This window comes from Teredinibacter franksiae, assembly GCF_014218805.1.
Classification (GTDB): Bacteria; Pseudomonadota; Gammaproteobacteria; order Pseudomonadales; family Cellvibrionaceae; genus Teredinibacter; species Teredinibacter franksiae.
The window spans coordinates 2,132,846-2,153,263 of record NZ_JACJUV010000001.1 but is presented as its reverse complement, the minus strand read 5'-3'; the positions used below and the strand labels follow the sequence as shown (position 1 = coordinate 2,153,263).

Annotated in this window: 13 protein-coding genes and 1 tRNA gene; 6 read left to right on the top strand and 8 right to left on the bottom strand. The window is 46.7% G+C overall.

Annotated elements, in window-relative coordinates; genetic code table 11:
- Positions 1-499: 499 nt before the first annotated feature.
- Entirely contained in the window at positions 500-2,998 is a 2,499-nt protein-coding gene (locus H5336_RS08845) for a discoidin domain-containing protein (protein WP_185233398.1), read from the bottom strand.
- An 822-nt stretch (positions 2,999-3,820) separates the two neighbouring features.
- The gene (locus tag H5336_RS08840) at positions 3,821-7,819 is read right to left on the bottom strand and encodes a LamG-like jellyroll fold domain-containing protein (protein ID WP_185233391.1); all 3,999 of its coding nucleotides are present in this window, start codon (positions 7,817-7,819) and stop codon (positions 3,821-3,823) included.
- Between the two features lie 99 nt (positions 7,820-7,918).
- On the opposite strand from H5336_RS08840, the gene H5336_RS08835 reads away from it, so the two are divergent.
- From H5336_RS08835 to H5336_RS23770, 3 genes are all read left to right on the top strand, one after another.
- Complete coding sequence (locus H5336_RS08835; protein ID WP_185233389.1) at positions 7,919-8,155, top strand: hypothetical protein; 237 nt, start codon at positions 7,919-7,921, stop codon at positions 8,153-8,155.
- A 61-nt stretch (positions 8,156-8,216) separates the two neighbouring features.
- Entirely contained in the window at positions 8,217-8,507 is a 291-nt protein-coding gene (locus tag H5336_RS08830; protein ID WP_185233386.1) for a hypothetical protein, read from the top strand.
- Positions 8,508-8,917: 410 nt separating this feature from the next.
- Positions 8,918-9,259, top strand: a complete 342-nt coding sequence (locus H5336_RS23770; protein ID WP_185235692.1) for a GNAT family N-acetyltransferase — start codon at positions 8,918-8,920, stop codon at positions 9,257-9,259.
- A 505-nt stretch (positions 9,260-9,764) separates the two neighbouring features.
- Here the strand turns inward: H5336_RS23770 and H5336_RS22975 are convergent.
- Together H5336_RS22975 and H5336_RS08815 are read right to left on the bottom strand one after the other, a co-directional pair.
- On the bottom strand, positions 9,765-9,965 hold the full coding sequence (locus H5336_RS22975) for a hypothetical protein (RefSeq protein ID WP_246439062.1): 201 nt from the start codon (positions 9,963-9,965) through the stop codon (positions 9,765-9,767).
- A 252-nt stretch (positions 9,966-10,217) separates the two neighbouring features.
- Positions 10,218-11,312 (bottom strand): glycerophosphodiester phosphodiesterase, encoded by a 1,095-nt coding sequence (locus H5336_RS08815; RefSeq protein ID WP_185233385.1) that lies wholly within the window; start codon positions 11,310-11,312, stop codon positions 10,218-10,220.
- Between the two features lie 764 nt (positions 11,313-12,076).
- Here H5336_RS08815 and H5336_RS08810 point away from each other — a divergent pair.
- Positions 12,077-13,831: a carbohydrate binding domain-containing protein gene (locus tag H5336_RS08810; RefSeq protein ID WP_185233383.1), complete on the top strand. Its 1,755-nt coding sequence runs from the start codon at positions 12,077-12,079 to the stop codon at positions 13,829-13,831.
- A gap of 833 nt (positions 13,832-14,664) precedes the next feature.
- Here the strand turns inward: H5336_RS08810 and H5336_RS08805 are convergent.
- Positions 14,665-15,633 carry a transposase gene (locus H5336_RS08805; protein ID WP_185233381.1) on the bottom strand — a complete coding sequence of 323 codons (969 nt, stop codon included), beginning with the start codon at positions 15,631-15,633 and terminating at the stop codon, positions 14,665-14,667.
- Between the two features lie 142 nt (positions 15,634-15,775).
- Here H5336_RS08805 and H5336_RS08800 point away from each other — a divergent pair, with 142 nt between their 5' ends.
- Positions 15,776-16,156 (top strand): hypothetical protein, encoded by a 381-nt coding sequence (locus tag H5336_RS08800; protein ID WP_185233379.1) that lies wholly within the window; start codon positions 15,776-15,778, stop codon positions 16,154-16,156.
- A 314-nt stretch (positions 16,157-16,470) separates the two neighbouring features.
- A complete protein-coding gene (locus tag H5336_RS23620; protein ID WP_185233377.1) occupies positions 16,471-18,609 on the top strand; it encodes an FG-GAP repeat protein in 2,139 nt (712 codons plus the stop codon).
- Positions 18,610-18,858: 249 nt separating this feature from the next.
- Here the strand turns inward: H5336_RS23620 and H5336_RS08790 are convergent.
- The 3 genes from H5336_RS08790 to mutY all read right to left on the bottom strand — a co-directional run bounded on the left by H5336_RS08790 (position 18,859) and on the right by mutY (position 20,379).
- Positions 18,859-18,934 (bottom strand) — tRNA-Phe (locus H5336_RS08790).
- A 99-nt stretch (positions 18,935-19,033) separates the two neighbouring features.
- A complete protein-coding gene (locus tag H5336_RS08785; RefSeq protein WP_185233375.1) occupies positions 19,034-19,321 on the bottom strand; it encodes an oxidative damage protection protein in 288 nt (95 codons plus the stop codon).
- A gap of 2 nt (positions 19,322-19,323) precedes the next feature.
- On the bottom strand, positions 19,324-20,379 hold the full coding sequence (mutY, locus tag H5336_RS08780; RefSeq protein ID WP_185233373.1) for an A/G-specific adenine glycosylase: 1,056 nt from the start codon (positions 20,377-20,379) through the stop codon (positions 19,324-19,326).
- Between the last annotated feature and the right edge of the window lie 39 nt (positions 20,380-20,418).

The following is a 20,418-nucleotide window of genomic DNA, read 5'->3' as shown; positions in this document are numbered from 1 at the left end:
ACGCCATGCAAGCCGCCAGCGCTTTTTCATCTAACAAGGCTTGTGATTTAAACCGGCTCTCCCATAAAAATATCTGGAATATTTTTGAACGCCTTTGGCGGCCCGAAGGGTAAAACACATGGATGTGTTTTGTAAAAACGGCTGATATTGGCCAGCTCAAGGCGCCAGTGCTCCAGTTTCGCCTTAACCGCCTGCCATTGGGCTTCATCTAACGGTTAGCCTTTCACAAACCGCAGGGTAAGCAAAGTGCCCTTGTAGAGTTTGTGCCAGCGTTCACACGCCTCCAGGGGCCATCAGGCTGTGTGCTGGACAGGGTGGCGATGGTTACTCATGGCAGCGTAGGCGCAGACATAAGGCAGTAAGGACATATATGGACGCTCCCTGTTTGTCATACGAACGGTGTCAAAAACTTCAAAACTGGCTGAGGTTTTCCCGTTAATGTCGACGAACTATTCGTGAGCTAGTGCGAAACGCCACACTGCACGGACCTCTTGGCATTCTAAAGATTATCTTTCAATTCGTTTTCATACCTTTGCTGGGCCGGTATTACTGGGCCCTCCGAGCCATAGAAAATTGGCCATACCATATCTCCAAAGAAAGAAGGTTTACTTTGCAAAAATAAGGAAGAAGGCATTTCCCCGTATTCTATTTCTTGATCCCATTCAATGCTTTGTGTGGTGTAATTGAAATTCCCATGAACAATATTTTCATCGGGATGATTGACTTTGATGGCTGTATCGGTTGGAAAGCTAAATCGATTTCCAAGTTCATTTCCAATAATATTGCTAAACAGATTGTTCTCATGAATTTCTATAAAACTAAATCTTTCTGGCTTCGTTATACTCGCTGTTATTGTTTCGGCGTTTTTCTCCACTCTGTTTCTAAAAAAAGTGTTCGGGCCGTTGGTTCCATGAATATCGTCTGAAATGATATGTTGCACGACGTTCCCCTCAAATAAATTCATATAGGGATAGCTACCATGAATAGTAATATCTGAAGTCAGCCAACTGGGTGACTGACTGGTGTATGGGTCCAGGGAATAGTTGTAAGCATGAATATTGCCGCTCGCACCCAGTTGCAATACCATCGAGTGTCGAAGATGTTTAAATACATTATCTATTATGAGGTTATCGCTGGCATATCTTTCAAATCGGGTTCCATAGGCTTGTCCTCCAGCGCCATGGTCATGTGCCGAATTGAAAAAGCTACTTCGCACTTCATTCCCGTATGCATGCCGAAACTCAATATGTGCTTTGTCAGTCTTCTCGCTCCTTACTCCTTGCACCCAGCAATGAGCGGCTTTGAAAAACGTGATTGATCTTGAGGCTCCATCACCATTGGTCTTTTCTATATAAATGTTTTCAAGGCCGGCCCCTGTGAGCATTTTTCTATAGGTAAATTGAGGGTTCATGGAAGCCTTGTAGGAATAGTAAAGAGGCTTCTCTAGGTGAAGGTCATCTCCTGAAACGTCTTTAATCTTCAATACTTGCCCTACTGCATGAGTGGCCCATTCTCGGGCGTATTTGATTACAGCGGGGTCATTGTGCTGGCGAATCATAATGAAATCTCCGGCTTGAATGCCGGTAGCATCTGATGCGCTAATGATGTTTGATCCTTTATCTAAATTTCCTGATATCCCCTTCCAGGACTCCCCGCCATTTGTCGTAAATTCAATTAACGAATCGCTCGTATTAAATATTAGCCTCGTTTTGTCTGCGCCATTGCCTCTTAGTACGATACTTTTTGTAATAGGAATCTTTTTTGATAAGTTATAGGTTCCGTCTGGCACGAATACGACTGAACCAGTGGAGGCTGAATCGATTGCATTGATAAAGGCTTGAGTATCATCTTTCCCATCATTTGCAATGGCCCCATGGTTATTAACATTTTGGGAAATAGTTGCGTAGTAGGGAATGCCGCCTGGTATTCCGGCACTCCACTCAATACGCCGGCTAGCAGGAATGATGTTTGAGGTATCGCCCGGCTCAACAGGAGTAGGATTTGTTGGATCTGGATCTGGATCTGGTTCATTAGGCGCATTGTCAGTGGGAAGCCCAATGACCTCAACTTCAGTGAGACTATTCCAGGCATTGACTGAATTGCCATGTCCAACAATTCTCAAGTATTGGGCATCTACACTCCCGACATCGAATACTTCAAAAGCAGTAGACTGTCCGCTGGATTCCAGGTTGTTTACCTGTTGCTGAAAGTTAATGCCATCTGAAGAGGTGAGGATGTCGAAGTATGCTTTTCTTAAGTCTCCTTTATAAAAAGCGATATTCACTTGATCCATTCTTGCTGATTGTCCGAGATCAAATGTGATAAAGCTTCCATCGCCCGATGCAGACCACCGTGAATTGAAACTTCCATCGATAGTGTTAGACGCAATGTTTCCGTCGTCTCTATTTGCGCTCACAGCTTGTATTGATAAACTCGAAGGGTCCAAGCCGGGCTCCGGTTCCGGTTCCGGTTCCGGTTCGGGGTCTGGCTCCTGGCTCCCGGCAACAGCGCTGATGCCGACCTCAATGATCCTTGTGGACGGGTCGAGATCATTGCCATAAGCGACTATTCTTAAAAACTTACCTTGCGTAGGGATAAAGCTATATTGTTCATAGTCAGATTGGCTGACCATTTTTGAACTTTGTTCCAGCTCAACGACGGTAACCCAGTCGCTTTCATCTTCTGAGATTTGAATGCTAAATCTATATGACCGCTTGGTGTTTCCATACCAAAGTACATCCAGAGAGTTTATGTTCTCTATGTCCGCTAATTCATAGGTAATTGATACGGGGTCATTGCTCCAGCTTTTCCATGAGCTGGAAGGGTCCTCGATACTGTCAATCGTTTTAAATGGTGAAAAAGAAGCTCCACCACTGGTTTTGCTTGCAGCAACGTGAACTATGGCAACTTTTTCCTGAGCCAAAACAGAATTTCCTGCAAGGGTGGATACTGAAAAGAAGAGTGTAAGCAGGCAGCGCAAGATAATTTCTTTATACATAATTTCGGTCTCGTAGGTCAGCTTACCAATAGCCAGGAATTGGTGCTCGCAAGCTTATGAATAGTGGTATTCCCATCAAAAAGAACCTTATGGGTCAACAACGTAACTGGGAAGCATATGGCACTTTAAGCCGGCTAACTCCGGCTCTGTTCACATTAACCACCTTGAGTTTAGTTTTTTGGAAGAAAATTTGACAACTAGCTCTCAAAATATTTTTGATTCAACTGCTATGGTTCTAACAGTTTAATAATAGGAGTAAGACATGTTTTTTATTAACATCGCTAGTAAATAATCCCGATTACTTACGATCGTTTTGCTATTTATTGGTTTGCATGCGAATGCAGATGTTAGTGCTATACCTCCCGAGAAACACCCAAATTTGTTTTTTTAATAGTGCTGAAATATCTGCTTTACGACAGGCGATTATTCAGGACAGAGGCCCGGCTTACGCTGTCGCCAATGGCGAGTGGGTGTCCTCGTGTGTCTGTCGTGTGTCTGAGTGGGTGCCCTCGTGTCCCTTTTAAATGTCTGCTCTTGGCTGAAAGCGGACAGAATTGTTTTTTTGAAGGGTTTCCATTATTAGAGTAAGTCTGTCACCATTTTCACAAAAGTCTGGTTGCGTGGCCGATTACAGTCGCAATGACCTTCGGGCCAAGGTGCTAGCCCAAAATATTTATAGCCATTTCCATGTTTAACCTGTCTGTCAACTTTCCATTCCGCAAAAACGGCTAACGGCTCCAGAAGCGGGCTTTTAAGAAAATGTGGTCTGTCCCGAATGGCACTTGGTGCCCATTCATGAATGGGCACCAAGTGGGAAGTAAACTATTCGGATGCAACGTCACTTAAATCATAAGCGATGATAATCGACAGATCACTCTCGGAATTCCTATGGCTTCTGGGTTCGGCGTCGTGGGCCACTAAGTAGAGAATTCTATTCTCCGTGTCGTAAGAGCCACCGCGAATAAAGCCGGCGTAAGGCACGGAGAAAGGTTGTCCGTTGGCGTTAAACTGGTTGTCAATGGCGCCATGCTCATAGGGCTTGGGTGCACCGGGGCTGGAAGCAGCCAAAATTTCATCCAGGTCGAACAACCAGTAGTGACTGTCGTAATCGGAGCGATCGTTAGCGTAGTAGGATTTCACACCTAGCCACGAAGCATCACCATAAGACACTCCCGAGCCATGGCCGCCGGAGTAACCAAACACGGCATAAGTTCGGGTGCCGGGTACAATGAAACCGTAGTAGGCTTCGGAGATGTTGGTCCAAATAGACCCAGCGGCATTCTGGTCTGGCGAAAGTTCGTAGATGCCAAAGTCCATAAACCGGTTGAGATCGAGCTTACTGCCATTGGCAGGAGGAGAATTGCTGGTAATGGAATCGGCAGTATCAAAATTATAAGTGAATAAAGACGGCCCATTCGAGCCACGGAAATTTAGAGAGCGCGCGTTTCCTTGTGACATGCCAAATAGGTGGCTGCCTCGAAGCGCTTGTTGGTACTCTTGCGGAACGGGTGAAATCCAACCGGCGTAGTGGGAGCCATCAATATCGGGGCTGTCCCACATACCGCGAATACCTTGCCCGTTTAGCTCTGTGTTATCCAATACCCAAATAGGTGCCATGGACGTGTCGCCTACGTACATTCCATAAAGCGTGCCGACAAGCCTGTCATTTACAACGCACATACCGCCAATGAGCAAGCCGTTAAACGCGCCAGAAGTGAAACTGGAGTCCTCCCAGAGATCCGGGTAGGGCCAGTAAAAATTCTGTGAGACGGTAGCAATGGGTAAATCATCAAGGTTGTCTGACTTCGACAGACTCGATGGAATGTCCAACTCTGCAACGCCTGCGTAGCGGTTGCTGCCGTACCTGCCGCGCATAAACATTTTGTAGGAACCGTTGACCGCAATGGTTGGGTTATCGTTGTAGAAGAAGGTGTCTTCTGGATGATCACCCGAGGGCTCGCGAGGAATCAAAAATGCGCCCATGTAGCTTTCGTCGGAATGATTGATGTTCCAATAAACATAGCCAGATTGGCCTTGATGTTCGGCTCGCAAAGTAAGTAAATTATTTGAACCACCGCTTGAGCTGGAGCTACTGGTAGAGGAACTCGAGCTGGAACTACTGCTTGACGAGCTGGAACTACTGCTAGATGAGCTCGAACTTGAGCTACTGCTAGATGAACTCGAACTGGAATTACTGCTCGATGAGCTTGAGCCATCTTGATTTGCGAGCCATGCGATATCCGCTTCATCCAGTTGCTCCGAGTGTAAATAGACAGAACCAATTTCACCGGTAAAAGGCTCAATAATTTGATCTGCTACCTGGTCACCACTGGCCCATTGGTTTGCTCCAATAACAACTGGCTCCTTATTCCCAACAAGTGCGCCAGTCCATGAGAGATCGCTAGCCTCAAAGAGCCCATCAATATAAATACGCAAGCCCGCATCACCCAGGGTAATTGCCACATGGGTTTCCACACCTGATTCGAATACACCCACTGCAGTCACTTCCGATTGGCTACTCAGGCCTTGAGAGCGTACTAACAGATCGGTGCCGACTATAAAAATTGATAAGTGCCCACCATCGTCATAGTACGCAGAGTCCTTGGAAAACAATCCACGACGCGCGCCCACAATGGAAGTCGGCTTAACCGCAAACGACAAGGTTCCTCCATTTACTTCGTAGGTGCTATTGTGCGGCAAAACCACGACATTACTTATGGAGCCGTCAAAAACAAAACCGTCTGTTGCCAGCAAGAGACTGTCTGCCCCGGGGATCTCTCCACCACCCGAGCTACTGCTTGAGCTTGAGCTTGAGCTTGAGCTTGAACTTGAGCTTGAACTTGAGCTTGAACTTGAACTTGAACTTGAGCTTGAACTACTGGTAGATGAGCTAGAACTGGAACTACTGCTCGATGAGCTTGAGCCATCTTGATTTGCGAGCCATGCGATATCCGCTTCATCCAGTTGCTCCGAGTGTAAATAGACAGAACCAATTTCACCGGTAAAAGGCTCAATAATTTGATCTGCTACCTGGTCACCACTGGCCCATTGGTTTGCTCCAATAACAACTGGCTCCTTATTCCCAAAAAGTGCGCCAGTCCATGAGAGATCGCTAGCCTCAAAGAGCCCATCAATATAAATACGCAAGCCCGCATCACCCAGGGTAATTGCCACATGGGTTTCCACACCTGATTCGAATACACCCACTGCAGTCACTTCCGATTGGCTACTCAGGCCTTGAGAGCGTACTAACAGATCGGTGCCGACTATAAAAATTGATAAGTGCCCACCATCGTCATAATACGCAGAGTCCTTGGAAAACAATCCACGACGCGCGCCCACAATGGAAGTCGGCTTAACCGCAAACGACAAGGTTCCTTCATTTACTTCGTAGGTGCTATTGTGCGGCAAAACCACGACATTACTTATGGAGCCGTCAAAAACAAAACCGTCTGTTGCCAACAAGAGACTGTCTGCCCCGGGGATCTCTCCACCACCTGAGCTACCGCTGGAAGATGAGCTGCTACTGGAACTACTGCTCGACGAACTTGAGTTACTGCTTGAATTGCTGGAACTGCTGCTAGAAGACGTGCTGCTACTGGAGCTCGTACTGGATGAGGAACTGCCGCTGGAATTCCCGCCACCCACAGCGCCTTCGGGGTATACATCACCTAATACTCCCCAAAGAGGTAAGGTGGTATCAAATATCCACTTTAAATCGCTGCGCGCAGAAGGTTTGGCAACAGCCTCACTGATGACGCTATCGCTTGGGTAACGGCGGTGCGCTACCCAAAAATAAGGTTGCCAGTTATGGATAAACTCGCCGCGCTTAGCTGTTTCGGCCCAGGACGCGCCAACTTTGAAACTGCGCAATAAGGCATTATCTTTGTAAGACCATGCATCAAAGCCATTGTGAATTGCGGCTTCAGCACCCAGGGCTGCGGGCAGTAAAGAATAAAAATGGTAGTGTTGCCCCTCAAAAGTGTATGCACGATGGTAGCCATCAAAATTGTAACCACTCGGATACACAAGGCCATTAATCATGTTTTTCAGGTCACGCGTATCCGGCGCAAATTGTGTAATGTCCTGATAAAAGTAATCTTCCGGCACACTGGTTTTAAATATTCGATCAACTGCAGATTGGTCGTGCGAGACCAGAGCAAAAACAATCCCCGCGTGAAAATCAAGTTGCCACCAATTTTCATAGGATTCGCGATAGGAACCCTCCTGGTTAACATTGTGGCGAGTGCTGTTGGTCCAGGCTTCATTACTGAATGCCACCAAACGGGAAATATCACTAAAGAAATCATCAATACTGGCTTTTTCACTATCGCTCAAAACGCCAGCGTTATAAATCAAGTCATACATCCAGGCGAGGGCAAAATGGGCATGCCCTGCACCTTGCACATCGTGAGACCAACCCCTATTAGGGTCGCTAGTCCAACTCAACAGCGCTGCGCGCATGCTCTGCGCTTTTGCCTGGGTGGGCTCTATCATGTAGTTGAAGTTGGCTTTCATGTTGCTATGTGTAGCCAAACGCCCAGCATTGTAATTTTCTGGCCATGGCAGGGAATTCAAATTGCCAGGCTTGTGAACAGCCGCAACATTTTTTATCGAATCGTAAGTCGCGACAGCGTAAGCCGGGCTTCTGTCCTGAATAATCGCCTGTCGTAAAGCAGATATTTCAGCACTATTAAAAAACAGATTTGGGTGTTTCTCGGGAGGTATAGCACTAACATCTGCATTCGCATGCAAACCAATAAATAGCAAAACAATCGTAAGAAATCGGGAGCATTTACTAGTGAGATTAATAAAGGACATGTTTTTCTCCTGTTTTATTAAACTGCAAGAACCGTAGCAGTTGAATCAAAAACTTTATGAGAGCTGGTCGTCAAATTCATTATCCAGAGAAACTAAAAGTTGTTTTTAAAAGAAGGCAGCGGGGTCGTTGAAAAAATTGGACAGCCACTTAAAAAAAGAGCCGTTAAAACTGCCGTTACTTTTCCGGCAACGGCTGACCAAAATAAAAAAAGCAGGGGGTCAAACCTTACCTTTGACATAATCTCAACAGCGGAAAATATTTGCCCAAAGCTCAGGAAACGATACCCTGAAACCTCAGAAACTGGCAACGGCAAAACCACTGATTCATTATTTTGAGTCCTGGAGTGGCTGGAATAACCAGTTAAAAATAGCCTCCAAAACGGCCGTGCGCGGAATTTTGCTTACAGCCAAAGAGCTTGGTGATGATGGGCGTGATGGCATACTGCTTAGTACGCGTGCAAGTCTGGATCATAAGTTTAGCTCTACTGTTAGTGCTGGTATCGATATGTACAGCGTCTATGGCTCAACGAATGATTTGCGCGGTGCAAGTGATCAACTGCATCAGTTTGGCCCCTACGTTGCGACGGTCTTTGCCGAGCATTGGTTTGTTTTCGGCAGTGTGCTGCTCGGAGTAACCGAGCCTACTCCAGACAAGCAGTTTCGTATATTCCTGGGGCGTTCGTTTTAGAGGCTTGTCGCACCGGAAAATTCTATTCGGAGCGGTGCTGCCATATTCCCTGGTAAGCTTTTGGGCAAAGGCTACGAAGTACCATTTAGATTTATTTTCGACAGCAAAAAAAACAATTACAAATAGATTAAAAATGGTCTTAAATAAACAAGCAATATCACTAAGGCAAGCAAAACCAAACCAAACCAAAACGATGGCCTAAGCTTCGCCCGCTACCTCGACCATGCTGCAGAAGGTTTTTTCCGCATGGTGTTGGGCCGTCACTCAAAAAGCATTATTGCATCCGCATTCATAGCCCCAGGCCATTCCCTTTCCTTCGAACACGTTGTATTCGCTGAAACAGAAAACCAAATAATCGGTATGTATTCAACATTTACAGAAACACAACAACGCACCTTCTCTGAAGAACCATTGCAACGCGCCGCAAAAAAAACGCGCTGCGGCTCAACATTGCACGCATAGTATTTGCCCCCTTCTGGCGTATCCTCGAGACCATTCCAGAGGCGGACTGCTACGTACAAGGCATCGCGATAAAGCCGAAACATAGAGTGGCAGGTATTGGCTCACTGCTCATGCGTGACATAGAGGCTCGCGCAAAAGCTAAAGGTGCAAGCAGGTTGAGCTTAGACGTTTCAGCAAAAAATGAAGGCGCAAAGCGCTTATACAAACGCCTGGGAATGGAAGAGTGTTCTAACTGGCCAAACACAAGATTACTGCCAACGGTGCTTGTTCGAATGGCTAAAAACCTTTGACAAATTTGAGTGGGGCCATTGATTTCTCGTGCCAACAAAAAAACCGGACTGTGATTTAGCACCCTGTGCACATAGAAGAGGAAAAAATAGGACAGCCAATTTAGGGAAAGAATGAATATTTCTTCAGAGAGAAAAAGTCAAATTCAGTAAGAATTGGTTTGAGCGAACATGTGCTTAGGGATGCTCAATTTAACAGAATAAAGTTAAGATGAAGACCAGCGGAAGTACCCTGATGCAATAGAGTACGTAGAGGGCGGGATAAAACGATGGCTTAATTAGGAAGCGCTTCGCCATTGGAGAGGGTAGGCCTACGCTCAAGCCACTCTCTGGGGGCAGACGGCTAGGCTGTCCAATATGGGTGGGAGGTTGTTGTCAATAAAGTCCCGCTTGTTTTCACGAATAGCTCTTCCGGTAATATCAACCAGCGTTACATAACCCTGCTGGTGGAAAGTTAGGCTTTCTCTCTAGGGTTGCCGACTAATTCAGCCAGTTTCAAGGCCTCAGGTTATTCGGTTTTCAGCTTGTCGATTTGTCTTTTCATCGATGTGTGTTCGAATTTCTCCGTAGTTTTAGCCATTTTAGTCCGTACAGGGCTTAAGTCGACATAGGCCATACAGGCCGCTAAAGCCTTTTCATCCAATAGTGTCTGTATTGTAAGGCGGTCATCCAAAAAGCGACCTCTACAGTGATCTTCAGCATTGGCCATGTGTGCATTTGGTTCGTTTATGAACCACATGAACGGCTTGGGAAACTAGGTGGTGATAGCGAATAAGGTTGTAGAAACGTGTAGCGGTGTTTTTTCAAGCGATGGACAACTACTGCCATCGCCTGGTTTTACCAATGAGCTTTCTGCAAACTACGCGGTTCTCCGCTTTAACTGGCTGAGCCCCTGTTTCGGCCTCTCGCTTCAATTTACAGGGCTAGACTATATGCTAGCCCAGTAAGCCTATAGCTGGCACTAGCGTGTTTGCAGGGCTGCGCCTAGCGGTACGTTGCTAGTAAAAATACCTTCCACGCCCCACATCTCAAACATCTGCCACTGTTGCTCGGTATCTGCGACATAGCCAGTAACGACAAAGCCCAGTTGCTTTGCCTGCGCAACCAGGGCTGCAGCGGCGCCGGGCTGGAGTTGGTCGGCTTGAGCGAGGAATGCCCAATCCAGCGCGATTAAGCTTACGCCGGCGAAATAGGCAGTTACAAGATATTGCTCAACAGATTCATAACCGGGTAAGCGATAAAAAGGGCCTGTTTCAGCCCACTGTAAACTATAACCAGCATCTTTATCGATTAACACTACGGGCAAACCCGTTGCCGCTTCTATTTGTGCTTCGCTTAAAAACTGGAGTGCTGTCATGGTTAAATTGAGAGGTATCTCGGGGGCTACATTCGCAATTTTATTCAAAATAGCCGGTGAAAAGCTTTCGATTATTACTTGCTTGTGAGTACGAGATTGCCGCACAGCTTTGATTACAGCGTGGGTTAAAGCATTCTCTGTGCTGTCCGTTGCATCGCATAGTGGTGAAGGCGTTTTAATCTCTATCATCACTAGCCCCTGAGCAAGGTCACTTCCCTTAAGTTTACCCCCTGTTTTTTTAAACTGCCGCTTTGCTTGGCGATGAGAGCCCTTATATTTGCGTGCATAAGGTTTGGCCGTTTTTAGTAAGGCCTTTAATGTCGGTATCTCGGGCCTTACCGTTCGTAACTCCTCATAACTTAGCGCGTTTACGCAAGTAAGGTCTGCTAGATAATCATCATGCATTACAACAGCTTTACCATCTGCTGTTATAGAGACATCCACTTCAACAATACTTACACCACTTTCATAAGCAGCAACAACAGCAGCAATCGTATTCTCAATGGGTTTATCAGGGTTTTCTCCCAGGTTACTACCAAAACCGCGATGGCCAATAGCAAAGGTGCCTTGTAAATCGCTAAGAAAATCATCGACTGTTGCAGCCGAATGGTTGCCTGCCCAGGTTTTACCACCCGCTAAGGCATTGAAGGTTGATAGCAATAACAGTGCAGTACACAATAATTTAACAGCATTTTTCATCACAGATCCTTTTATTTCAGAAAGAAAAGTACACAGCACACTCGAAAACTCCACATCATTCTGGAGCACACAGGAAAAAAATACGAGTCTTACGGACAACTTTTGGCACACAAAAAGCTATCCTGAGTAAATCGATTTTTTTGTGCGAAGTATAGCCGCTACCTGTAGCGGCGATTTTGGATAAGGAGGTGTTCCAGGTAGTTTGTGGAAAGCGCTTTGATATTTTTTGTAGAATGCGTAACCGATGTTACTGTCGTCGATGAAAGCAATTAGTCGCCGTTTAACTGAATTCGTGTGTATAGACTAGTAATTAGAGTTATTTATTCGGAGGTCTTCTTCGTAAAATGCCACGCGGTTAATGTGAGATAAATGATTATTGTTGCCTGCGTAGTTGCCAAGGCAAAACCAAATACGCCCATGAATCCTTTATAGAACGTTTGTCTTTATGTTTCTAAGCAAAATTACGCTTGCTTAAGATCTAAGCCCTGCCTGGTGTGTTCTCAACAATTTACCCAGGCGTTGCAGCCAAGCACGCTACCCTTGCAGTTTAAGCGGCTGAATTCTGTAGCTTCTTGCACGGAAGGCTTTACAGAGTTTTACAAGGGCTTCCCAAGCCGTATAAAGTCACATTTATCGCTCGTTTATGCTTAGTGGCTAAAGCCTCCCCTTGAGCCGGTGCTGTGGACTTTGCATTTTGGGTTTATATATAATTGGCGCGTGTATACATGGTTTCCTAGAATAATAACCTAGATAAGGGCGACAATATGTTCAAGATATCAATTAATTACTGGTTTTTTTTGGTTCTGCTGCTGGCAGGTTGCGGCGGCGGGGGTAGTGAAGGCGGTACGAACTCGATTCCCAATCCCACGAGCTCACCGGTACCCGATTTTGATGCTGATGGAATCAGTGATGCTTTGGATTCAGATGACGATAATGATGGGGCCGAAGATAGTGCAGATGCTTTCCCAAAAGACGCCAGCGAGCAACTGGATACCGATGGGGACGGTGTAGGCAACAATGCCGACAACGATGACGATAATGATGGTGTAACCGATGATAAGGATCAACTGCCTTTGGACGCGAGCGATTCTGTCGATACCGACGGCGACGGTATAGGCAATAGTACCGATCTGGATGACGATGGCGACGGTGTTGTTGACAGCCTTGATCCATTTCCGCTGGATGCAAGTGAAAGTCTTGATACCGACAATGATGGAATTGGCAATACTGCAGATACGGATGACGACAACGATGGCGTAATTGATATTGATGACCAACTTCCGTTTGATGATAGCGAATACCTGGATACCGATAGTGATGACTTAGGTAATAATACTGATAGAGATGACGATGGCGACGGCGTTTCTGATGAGCACGACCAGTTACCCCTCGACGGAACAGAAGCATTGGATTCCGATGTTGATGGTGTTGGTGATAATGCCGACACCCAAATCGAGCATTTTGTGTATTACAAAAATAAGATTGGCCGCTGGGATGCCTTTGTTGCCTGGGATAACCTTGCGGGAAATTACAATATGGCGGGTGCAGACAGCCATATTACTTGGCAAGAGGAAAGTACCAGTGATCCCAGTCACGAACGCGTGCTGAGAGTCAAATTTAATAAGCAGCTTGACGGTAACTTTTTTATCATTGAACGTTTTAATTCCCCCTATGATTTTTCTTCCTATGCAGAGGGGGCTGTCACCTTTGACATTTTCCCGCAAAGTTATGGCCAGTCAGTGAATAGTTTGTTGATTGGTCTCGACTGTGTATGGCCTTGTACCGGTGGGGTGTTGTCGATCGGTCGGCCGCCGTTAAACGTGTGGAGTAATATTCGTGTTTCGCTCGACGAGTTTGTAGCAGCTGGCCTGGATCTCTCTAATGTGAACACAGCCCTAAAAATTATGCCTACGGCTGGTGAGCAGCAGGGTGTTGAATTCCTTTTGGATAATGTTCGCTGGGAATCGGCACAAGCCAAAGGCTTAATCGATAACCCAGGTTTTGAAGACGCATTACCGACGAACGCCATTCGGGGGTGGGATGAAACCTTGCAAGCGCATACTCAGGGGGATCCGGCCTCACGTTGGTCTTGGTATCTGCAAACGGCGAGTGCAGATTTTAGCATCGTGACCGCCGCGCAAGGTCAGGTACGTACAGGAGGCCATTCTTTAAAAATCGATGTGAACAGCTTGACGGCACCTGTTCCTGAAGCTTGGCACGCATTGGTGGATCATGAAGCTATTCCCGTTGAAACAGGCAAAACCTATAGTGTATCTTTTTGGTTATACGCAGAAGGCGGCGATGCTACCGTTAAGACAGGAGTACAATTACCTGCCGAATTCGACCATGCGTATAAGGTTGTGAACGAGACAACGATCAGCGCGGGAGTTTGGACGAATATAAGCTTCGACAATGTGAGCTTCGAGGCTGATGAAACCGAAGCAGTTCTTTCTTTTCACCTTGGGTATCCTTCTAATGAAGGGGTATCGGTTTACATTGACGATATAGTATTCGAGTAGTGTTTACGAGGCGGGGCGGTACTACCAAGGGAAAAAAGGACCACCACTGTATGCAGCGGCCCGGCTGCAAGTATGGATTCTTGTGAACAATAGGTGAGGAATACAGAGGACGCTCGTTTTTCAACACGAGCGTCCCTTACAAGTAAAAATGTCTTATGCTTTTCAATATCCCGCCAATAAAATAGCGTTAAAACCGTAGTAAAGAGAGGAAGATTAAAGGAGGAAGATAAAGGGACACCCACTGGCAGAGAATTTTGATGGAAGAAAGAAGATTAAAGGAAGATTAAAGGGACACCCACTGGCAGAGAATTTTGATCGATGCCATTGTAAAGATTAAAGGGACACCCACAAGATTAAAGGGACACCCACTGGCAGAGAATTTGTGAAAAACCCACTGGGCGAAATGCGTAAGATCTAAATATTAAGGTAATAAGTGTGAATACTGTAAGAGTGGCGCGTACGAGCACGAATCACGCTGATTAAACCATCGGCAGAGCCTGGCTAACGTGAGCTCGCTTTAATTGCAGTGAGTTTACTAAAGGACTAAGCGACGTTTTTATCTCGCCGCCTATAATGGAATTTTTTATAGAAGATCGCTTCAAATTTCTGCGTGTTATCCACCCAGTCGTCAGCGTCGAGAAGATTAAAGGGACACCCACTGGCAGAGAATTTGTGAAAAACCCACTGGGCGAAATACGTAAGATCTAAATATTGAGGTAATAAGTGTGAATACTGTAAGAGTGGCGCGTACGAGCACGAATCACGCTGATTAAACCATCGGCAGAGCCTGGCTAGCGTGAGCTCGCTTTAATTGCAGTGAGTTTACTAAAGGACTAAGCGACGTTTTTATCTCGCCGCCTATAATGGAATTTTTTATAGAAGATCGCTTCAAATTTCTGCGTGTTATCCAGCCAGTCGTTAGCGTCGATGCCTAGCCGTTGTAGAATGGGTAGAGATTCACTGGCGATGTAACCACGCTTATTTTTACGCTGAATACGGCCAGTCGTATCCACTAACGTGAGGTAATCTTTGATATCGAATAATACGCCGTGTTGTATGTCGGACCGAATATTCCCCTCAAAAGCGGCTAATTCTTTAACGGAAAAGCGGCTGAAGTGGTGAGGGTTGATATCCGGATTGTGGGTTAAAGCTTGTTTCAGTTCAAAGCGAGGGTTTATTCGCTCTTGAACGCTGGCGTGTTCAGAAGTTTCGGGTGACTCGGCCATTTTTGCGCGTATGGGGTTTAAATCCACGTAGGCCATAGCGGTTAACAGTGCCTCCTCGGTCAATAAGGCTTGAGATTTAAATCGCCCCTCCCAGAATCGGCCAGTGCAGCGTTCTTCTTGGTTCGCTTGGCGTGCGATGACTTGATTTAGTTGCTGCATAAACGCGCTTAAGCTGCCAAGGCGTGTACGCCAATCTTCTACAGTATCTTCGAGTACGCGTTGTTCTGCGGCATCTAAGGTTTCGCCTTTTTGATATTTTTGTACCAAAAAAGGGCCTTTGTACAAGCATAGCCAGCGTTGAATAATTTCGTCGAAGCTCCAGCTTTGCGGTGCCTGGGCATCAATTTTGATTACGATATGGTAGTGGTTACTCATTACGGCGTAACTGCAGATATCGATAGCAAAAATGGTGGAGAGTAAGCGAATACGCTCTGCAATCCATTCGCGCCGGTGTTCGTAGCATTGCCCGGTATGAATATCTGTACCACACAGGTAGGAGCGGCGAACACAGCGGGACATAACGTGATAATAGGGTGTGTCACTGATAGAGACTTGATGCTTCCGTGCCGTCGTCATAGGTGTTCTTTAGCTGTTTATATAAACAGTTAATTGTCGTAGATGATGTTCGGTATGATGTCAATGGCGAGTGGGTGTCCTCGTGTGCCTACGTGTGCCTATCCTCGTGTGCCTCTACATTATTTTAGTCCGGTAAAATCGTATGTCTCAAGGTAATAATAAAAAGTTATTAACTAAAAAAATTAGGAAAGGCGATAAAGGCTACCCTATAGCAACTATAGCTTTCTATGGGCCAAATAATATTAAGGCTTCAAAAGTAGTTTGCGCCATAATTCCCCATGATGGCGCTGAAGCCGGTCCCATAAAAAAATGGTTTTCAATATCAGATATTAGAAAGTCGGAGAAAACTATGGGTGAAATATTGATTTTTATCGAAGAGAATCACGCGAATACAGTAGGTATGATGGATGGCATTATTGGGTGTCCGCACGAAGAAGGTATAGATTATCCTATTGGTGAATTTTGTCCAGAATGTGAATATTGGAGTGGGCGAGATAGGTTTAGTCATGCGAGAATCCATTAAAAAATATAACAAAAAGTTGCACGCGGACTTGGGTAAGCTGTCATATTTGTTTCCAAAAAATCCGCCATCTCACCTAAGTTGGTGAGTTTGTCGGTATGCGAATAAAAATTTCGGAGATCGGTGAGTGGGTGTCCTCGTGTTCCGTGGCAAATTGGAAAGTTTTGCATATCACTTTAAGTTCATGCGCTTGATACCGGAACATGATCTCGCGAGTGACAATTTAAATGTAAAAATGCGATATATTACAACGCTGATAGAGACGAGGGTGGTGAGGCGTGATGAGGTTCGACAAGCAAAGAGTAAGAGGTAAGTACGTGCTTATAGTTCTAGAAAAATTATTGATTGTATTGGCTGTCCTATTTTTCACAGTGTCTTGCGGCGGTGGAGGCGGTCAGGGTGATGGAGGCGGTGGAAACAGCAGTCAGCCCCAAATACAAAGTTACACTATCAGCTCAGAAACCGAGGGTAGTGGAACGACAAGTCCAGCTACGGTGGCAGTAGAGCGGGGGAGAAGTACTTCATTCTTGCTCAATCCTTCGGAGGGTTACAGGTTAGGGCCGGTAGACGGTTGCAATGGTAGCTTGGCCGGTAACACATATACGCTTCCATCAGTTACAGAAGACTGTACTTTTACTGCGCGTTTTGTGGTTGAAGGCTTCTATCTGCTCAACCTTGAGGTGGGTGAGAATGGGGTGTTTGAGACGGCGACAGATCAGTTGACCGTAGCCGGCGGTTTTGGACTGACGCTTGCGCCGGATGCAGGTTACATAGTGGACGAAGTAACTGGATGTGGTGGGACTCTTGACGGTTTGGAGTACTCGGCATCTGTAATTTCCGAAGACTGTACTATAACCGCGAGCTTCGCTCGTGGCTCTTACCTAGTTCTACAAGAAGCCTCGTTTAAAACGCTGGGTTTTTCTTGGGGTGATACACCAGGAGCAACACATTACAAACTCTTTGAAAACCCGGATGGAATTTCTGGCTTTGAGCAGATAGCTACGGACATAGAGCCAGGAGTAGGCTTTTATAAGCACACAGTGCCCTTGCATATGAGATTTAATGCGCGTTACCTGCTGCAAGTATGCGAAGGAGCTACTTGCTTCGACCGAAATACCCTGAGCATCGATAACAGTATGCTGCTAGAGGGAACAGGCTATATCAAAGCGAGTAATCCTGATAGCGCGGATCAATTCGGCCAGACAGTTAGAGTTAGCGGTGATGGCAATACACTTGCTGTGGCGACACTACTGGAGCAGAGCAATGCAACGGGTATTGATGGTGAACAAAGCGACAACTCCCAGGATCAGGCGGGAGCCGTTTACCTCTACGACAATACTGCGGGCGAATGGCAGCAACAGGCTTACGTAAAAGCGAGTAATACGCAAGCTTGGGACAGGTTTGGTTCTGCAATCGATTTAAGTGCAGATGGCTCCATTCTGGCCGTTGGCGCGCCAGGAGAAGAGAGTAATGCAACAAGCATTAATGGTGACCAGAGTGATAACTCCGGTGTAGCGACGGGTGCAGTTTATGTGTTTTCTCGCACGAACGGCAAATGGGCTCAACAGGCCTACATCAAATCTACAAAGGCTCCGCTTCCCAGCTACCTTCTCAATTTTGGAATTTCTGTATCGTTGGACGCGGCTGGCGAAACCTTGGCTGTTGGAAGCCCGAATGGCGAGGTGCATCTTTTTAAGCGTGAAGGGGATTCTTGGAGCTTTCAGCAAATTGTTAGCACCGAAGCATCTGGTGGTTTTGGCAGTGAGGTGAAGCTTAGCGCTGATGGCAACACCCTTGTAATGGCTGGCCCGCATAAAACAATCCTGGGTGTTGGAGGTGATACCGATGTTGATAGTGCAGGAGCGGTTTATATTTATACCCACAGCGGCGGGGTATGGGCTGAGCAAGTGTATCTAGAGCCAACAAACCCGGTTGAGTTTGGGTTGTTTGGCCAACAGCTTAGCCTGAGTTCTGATGGAAACAACCTAGCAGTTGGTGTGCATAGGGGAAACAATTTTTCGGGAGTGGTTTACGTTTATACGCGTAAGGGAGAGAGTTGGAGTTTGGTTGAAGTTCTTAACGCTTCGAATGGCGAAGGCTCGGATCGTTTTGGAGAGGCGGTGAGCTTTAATGGTGACGGCACTTTATTGGCAGTAGGAGCCCCAGCTGAAGATGGCGAAGGTGTTGGTTTTTACGGCGACAAGTCTTCTAATTTTGAGGAGTTCTCTGGGGCGGTATATCTTTTTGAGCATACAGAGAGTGGTATTTCAGAAACGGCTTACATTAAATCGAAAAACTCTCATGCCTATATGAGGTTTGGTCGCGCAGTTAGTCTAAGTGATTCTGGCCATACTCTTGTGGTCAGCGCACCCCATGAAGATGGTGAAAGTAGTGGTGTTGGTGGAGATCACGCCATGATAAGGGATACAAACTCTGGTGCAGTTTATTTATATTAATGAAATATAAAGTGCTGGGGTATCCGGAAGTAAAATTGTATATGTAAGACTTTTATTGCAGCGCAAGAGGCGGAACTGCCTGGGTTAGCGTTCTATAAGGTTTGTACGTTGCAGCAGGTCGGTGTAAGTATTCAAACAGCCTTAGGGCTGTTTGTCAGCGCTCGAGGCTCATTGCTACGCGAGCGAAGAGGTTCTGGTTCTTCTGCGAGCAGGCATAAAAAAAGCCCCGAAAATGCGGAGCTCTATTTATGGTGCCCAGACCCGGAATCGAACCAGGGACACGGGGATTTTCAATCCCCTGCTCTACCGACTGAGCTATCTGGGCAAATTTTGTTCGCTACCATTGTGTGGCTGCGAAGGCCGCGTATTAAACCTTCCCCGGCGGATCTAGTCAAGGGGTTGTGGGCGAAATTATTACCTAGTTTTAGGTTTGGTTGTCGCTCTTTTCGGGTGCCACATAGCCATCGGCTTGATCGTAGCTTTCGCCGCTCAAGAATTTGGCCATCTGTTCTCCGAGGTAGGCTCGGGCGGTAAGGTCCATTAGGTTCAGCTGTTTTTCATTTATTAGCAGGGTTTGATGGCTTAGCCATTCCTGCCAGGCTTTTTTCGATACATTTTCAAAAATATCTAAGCCTTTGGGCCCGGGAAGCGGGGGAGCCGTTAGGCCTTCTAGTTCTTGCTGGTTTTTTCGGCAGAATACGGTGCGCGCCATGTTTAGTTGTCCTGGGTAAGTGAGCCTAGGCGTTCCAGTAGCTTTTTTACCGGGGCTGCTAGGCCAAGTTCGGGTGGTTGCTTAAGGTTATACCAGAGCTGTTTATTGCTTTCCATAATACCCGGAATTGGTTTGTGTATGTCGATCAGTACGGGGGTTATGTCGAGGTGGTAGTGGCTGAAGGTATGACGGACTTCTTCCCAGCTTGTGTGAGCACTTACTTCGCCTGTAACGCCTGCAATTTTGGCTGTAGGCTGTTCATCAACGTGTACTTCGGGCAGGCTCCACAGGCCTCCCCAAATACCGGTTGGCGGCCGCTGCTCTAGCAGTATGTCACCCTGCGGGTTGCGCACCATAAGCATTTGTACTTGTTTTACGGGCAGGGTTTTTTTGGGTTTTTTCCCTGGGTAGTTCTGTGGGTTTCCTGCTGCGTGGGCTTTGCAGCTTGCCTTTATTGGGCAGCTATCGCACTGCGGGCGGCTGCGTACGCAGAGTGTTGCGCCTAGGTCCATTATCGCTTGGGTGTAGTCGCGGCAGCGGTTGGCGGGCATATGGGTTTCGGCGTGTTGCCATAGTTTGTTGAGCACGGCGGGTTTGCCGGGCCACCCTTCTACGGTGTGCTGGCGAGCGAGTACGCGTTTTACGTTACCGTCGAGTATGGCGGTGGCCTGCTCGAAGGCAATGCTGGTAATGGCCGCTGCGGTAGAGCGGCCAATACCGGGCAGTGATTGTAGGGCTTCAATATCGGCAGGCAGTTCGCCGTTGTATTGCTCCATAACTATTTGAGCGCATTTGTGCAGGTTTCTGGCGCGGGCGTAGTAGCCGAGCCCGGTCCATAGGTGTAGCACTTCATCTTGCTCGGCGGCGGCAAGTTGCTTAAGGGTGGGGAAGCGCTCTACAAAGCGGGTGAAGTATGGAATAACGGTGTCTACCTGGGTCTGCTGTAGCATTATTTCCGAAAGCCATACCCGGTAAGGGTGTATGGGTGTTTGCCAGGGCAGGTTTTTACGCCCGTGTTTGTCGTACCAGGCGAGTAGCTTGTTGGCGAATGAAGGCATAGGGCTGTGTGCATTAAGCACGTGTAGGTAATTAATTGG

What these genes read in the sequence shown, in the direction of transcription:
- H5336_RS08845 (WP_185233398.1), bottom strand. Translation starts at nt 2,998, where the DNA reads ATGTATAAAGAAATTATCTTGCGCTGCCTGCTTACACTCTTCTTTTCA.
- H5336_RS08840 (WP_185233391.1), bottom strand. Translation starts at nt 7,819, where the DNA reads ATGTCCTTTATTAATCTCACTAGTAAATGCTCCCGATTTCTTACGATT.
- H5336_RS22975 (WP_246439062.1), bottom strand. Translation starts at nt 9,965, where the DNA reads ATGGCCAATGCTGAAGATCACTGTAGAGGTCGCTTTTTGGATGACCGC.
- H5336_RS08815 (WP_185233385.1), bottom strand. Translation starts at nt 11,312, where the DNA reads ATGAAAAATGCTGTTAAATTATTGTGTACTGCACTGTTATTGCTATCA.
- H5336_RS08810 (WP_185233383.1), top strand. Translation starts at nt 12,077, where the DNA reads ATGTTCAAGATATCAATTAATTACTGGTTTTTTTTGGTTCTGCTGCTG.
- H5336_RS08805 (WP_185233381.1), bottom strand. Translation starts at nt 15,633, where the DNA reads ATGACGACGGCACGGAAGCATCAAGTCTCTATCAGTGACACACCCTAT.
- H5336_RS08800 (WP_185233379.1), top strand. Translation starts at nt 15,776, where the DNA reads ATGTCTCAAGGTAATAATAAAAAGTTATTAACTAAAAAAATTAGGAAA.
- H5336_RS08785 (WP_185233375.1), bottom strand. Translation starts at nt 19,321, where the DNA reads ATGGCGCGCACCGTATTCTGCCGAAAAAACCAGCAAGAACTAGAAGGC.
- mutY (WP_185233373.1), bottom strand. Translation starts at nt 20,379, where the DNA reads ATGCCTTCATTCGCCAACAAGCTACTCGCCTGGTACGACAAACACGGG.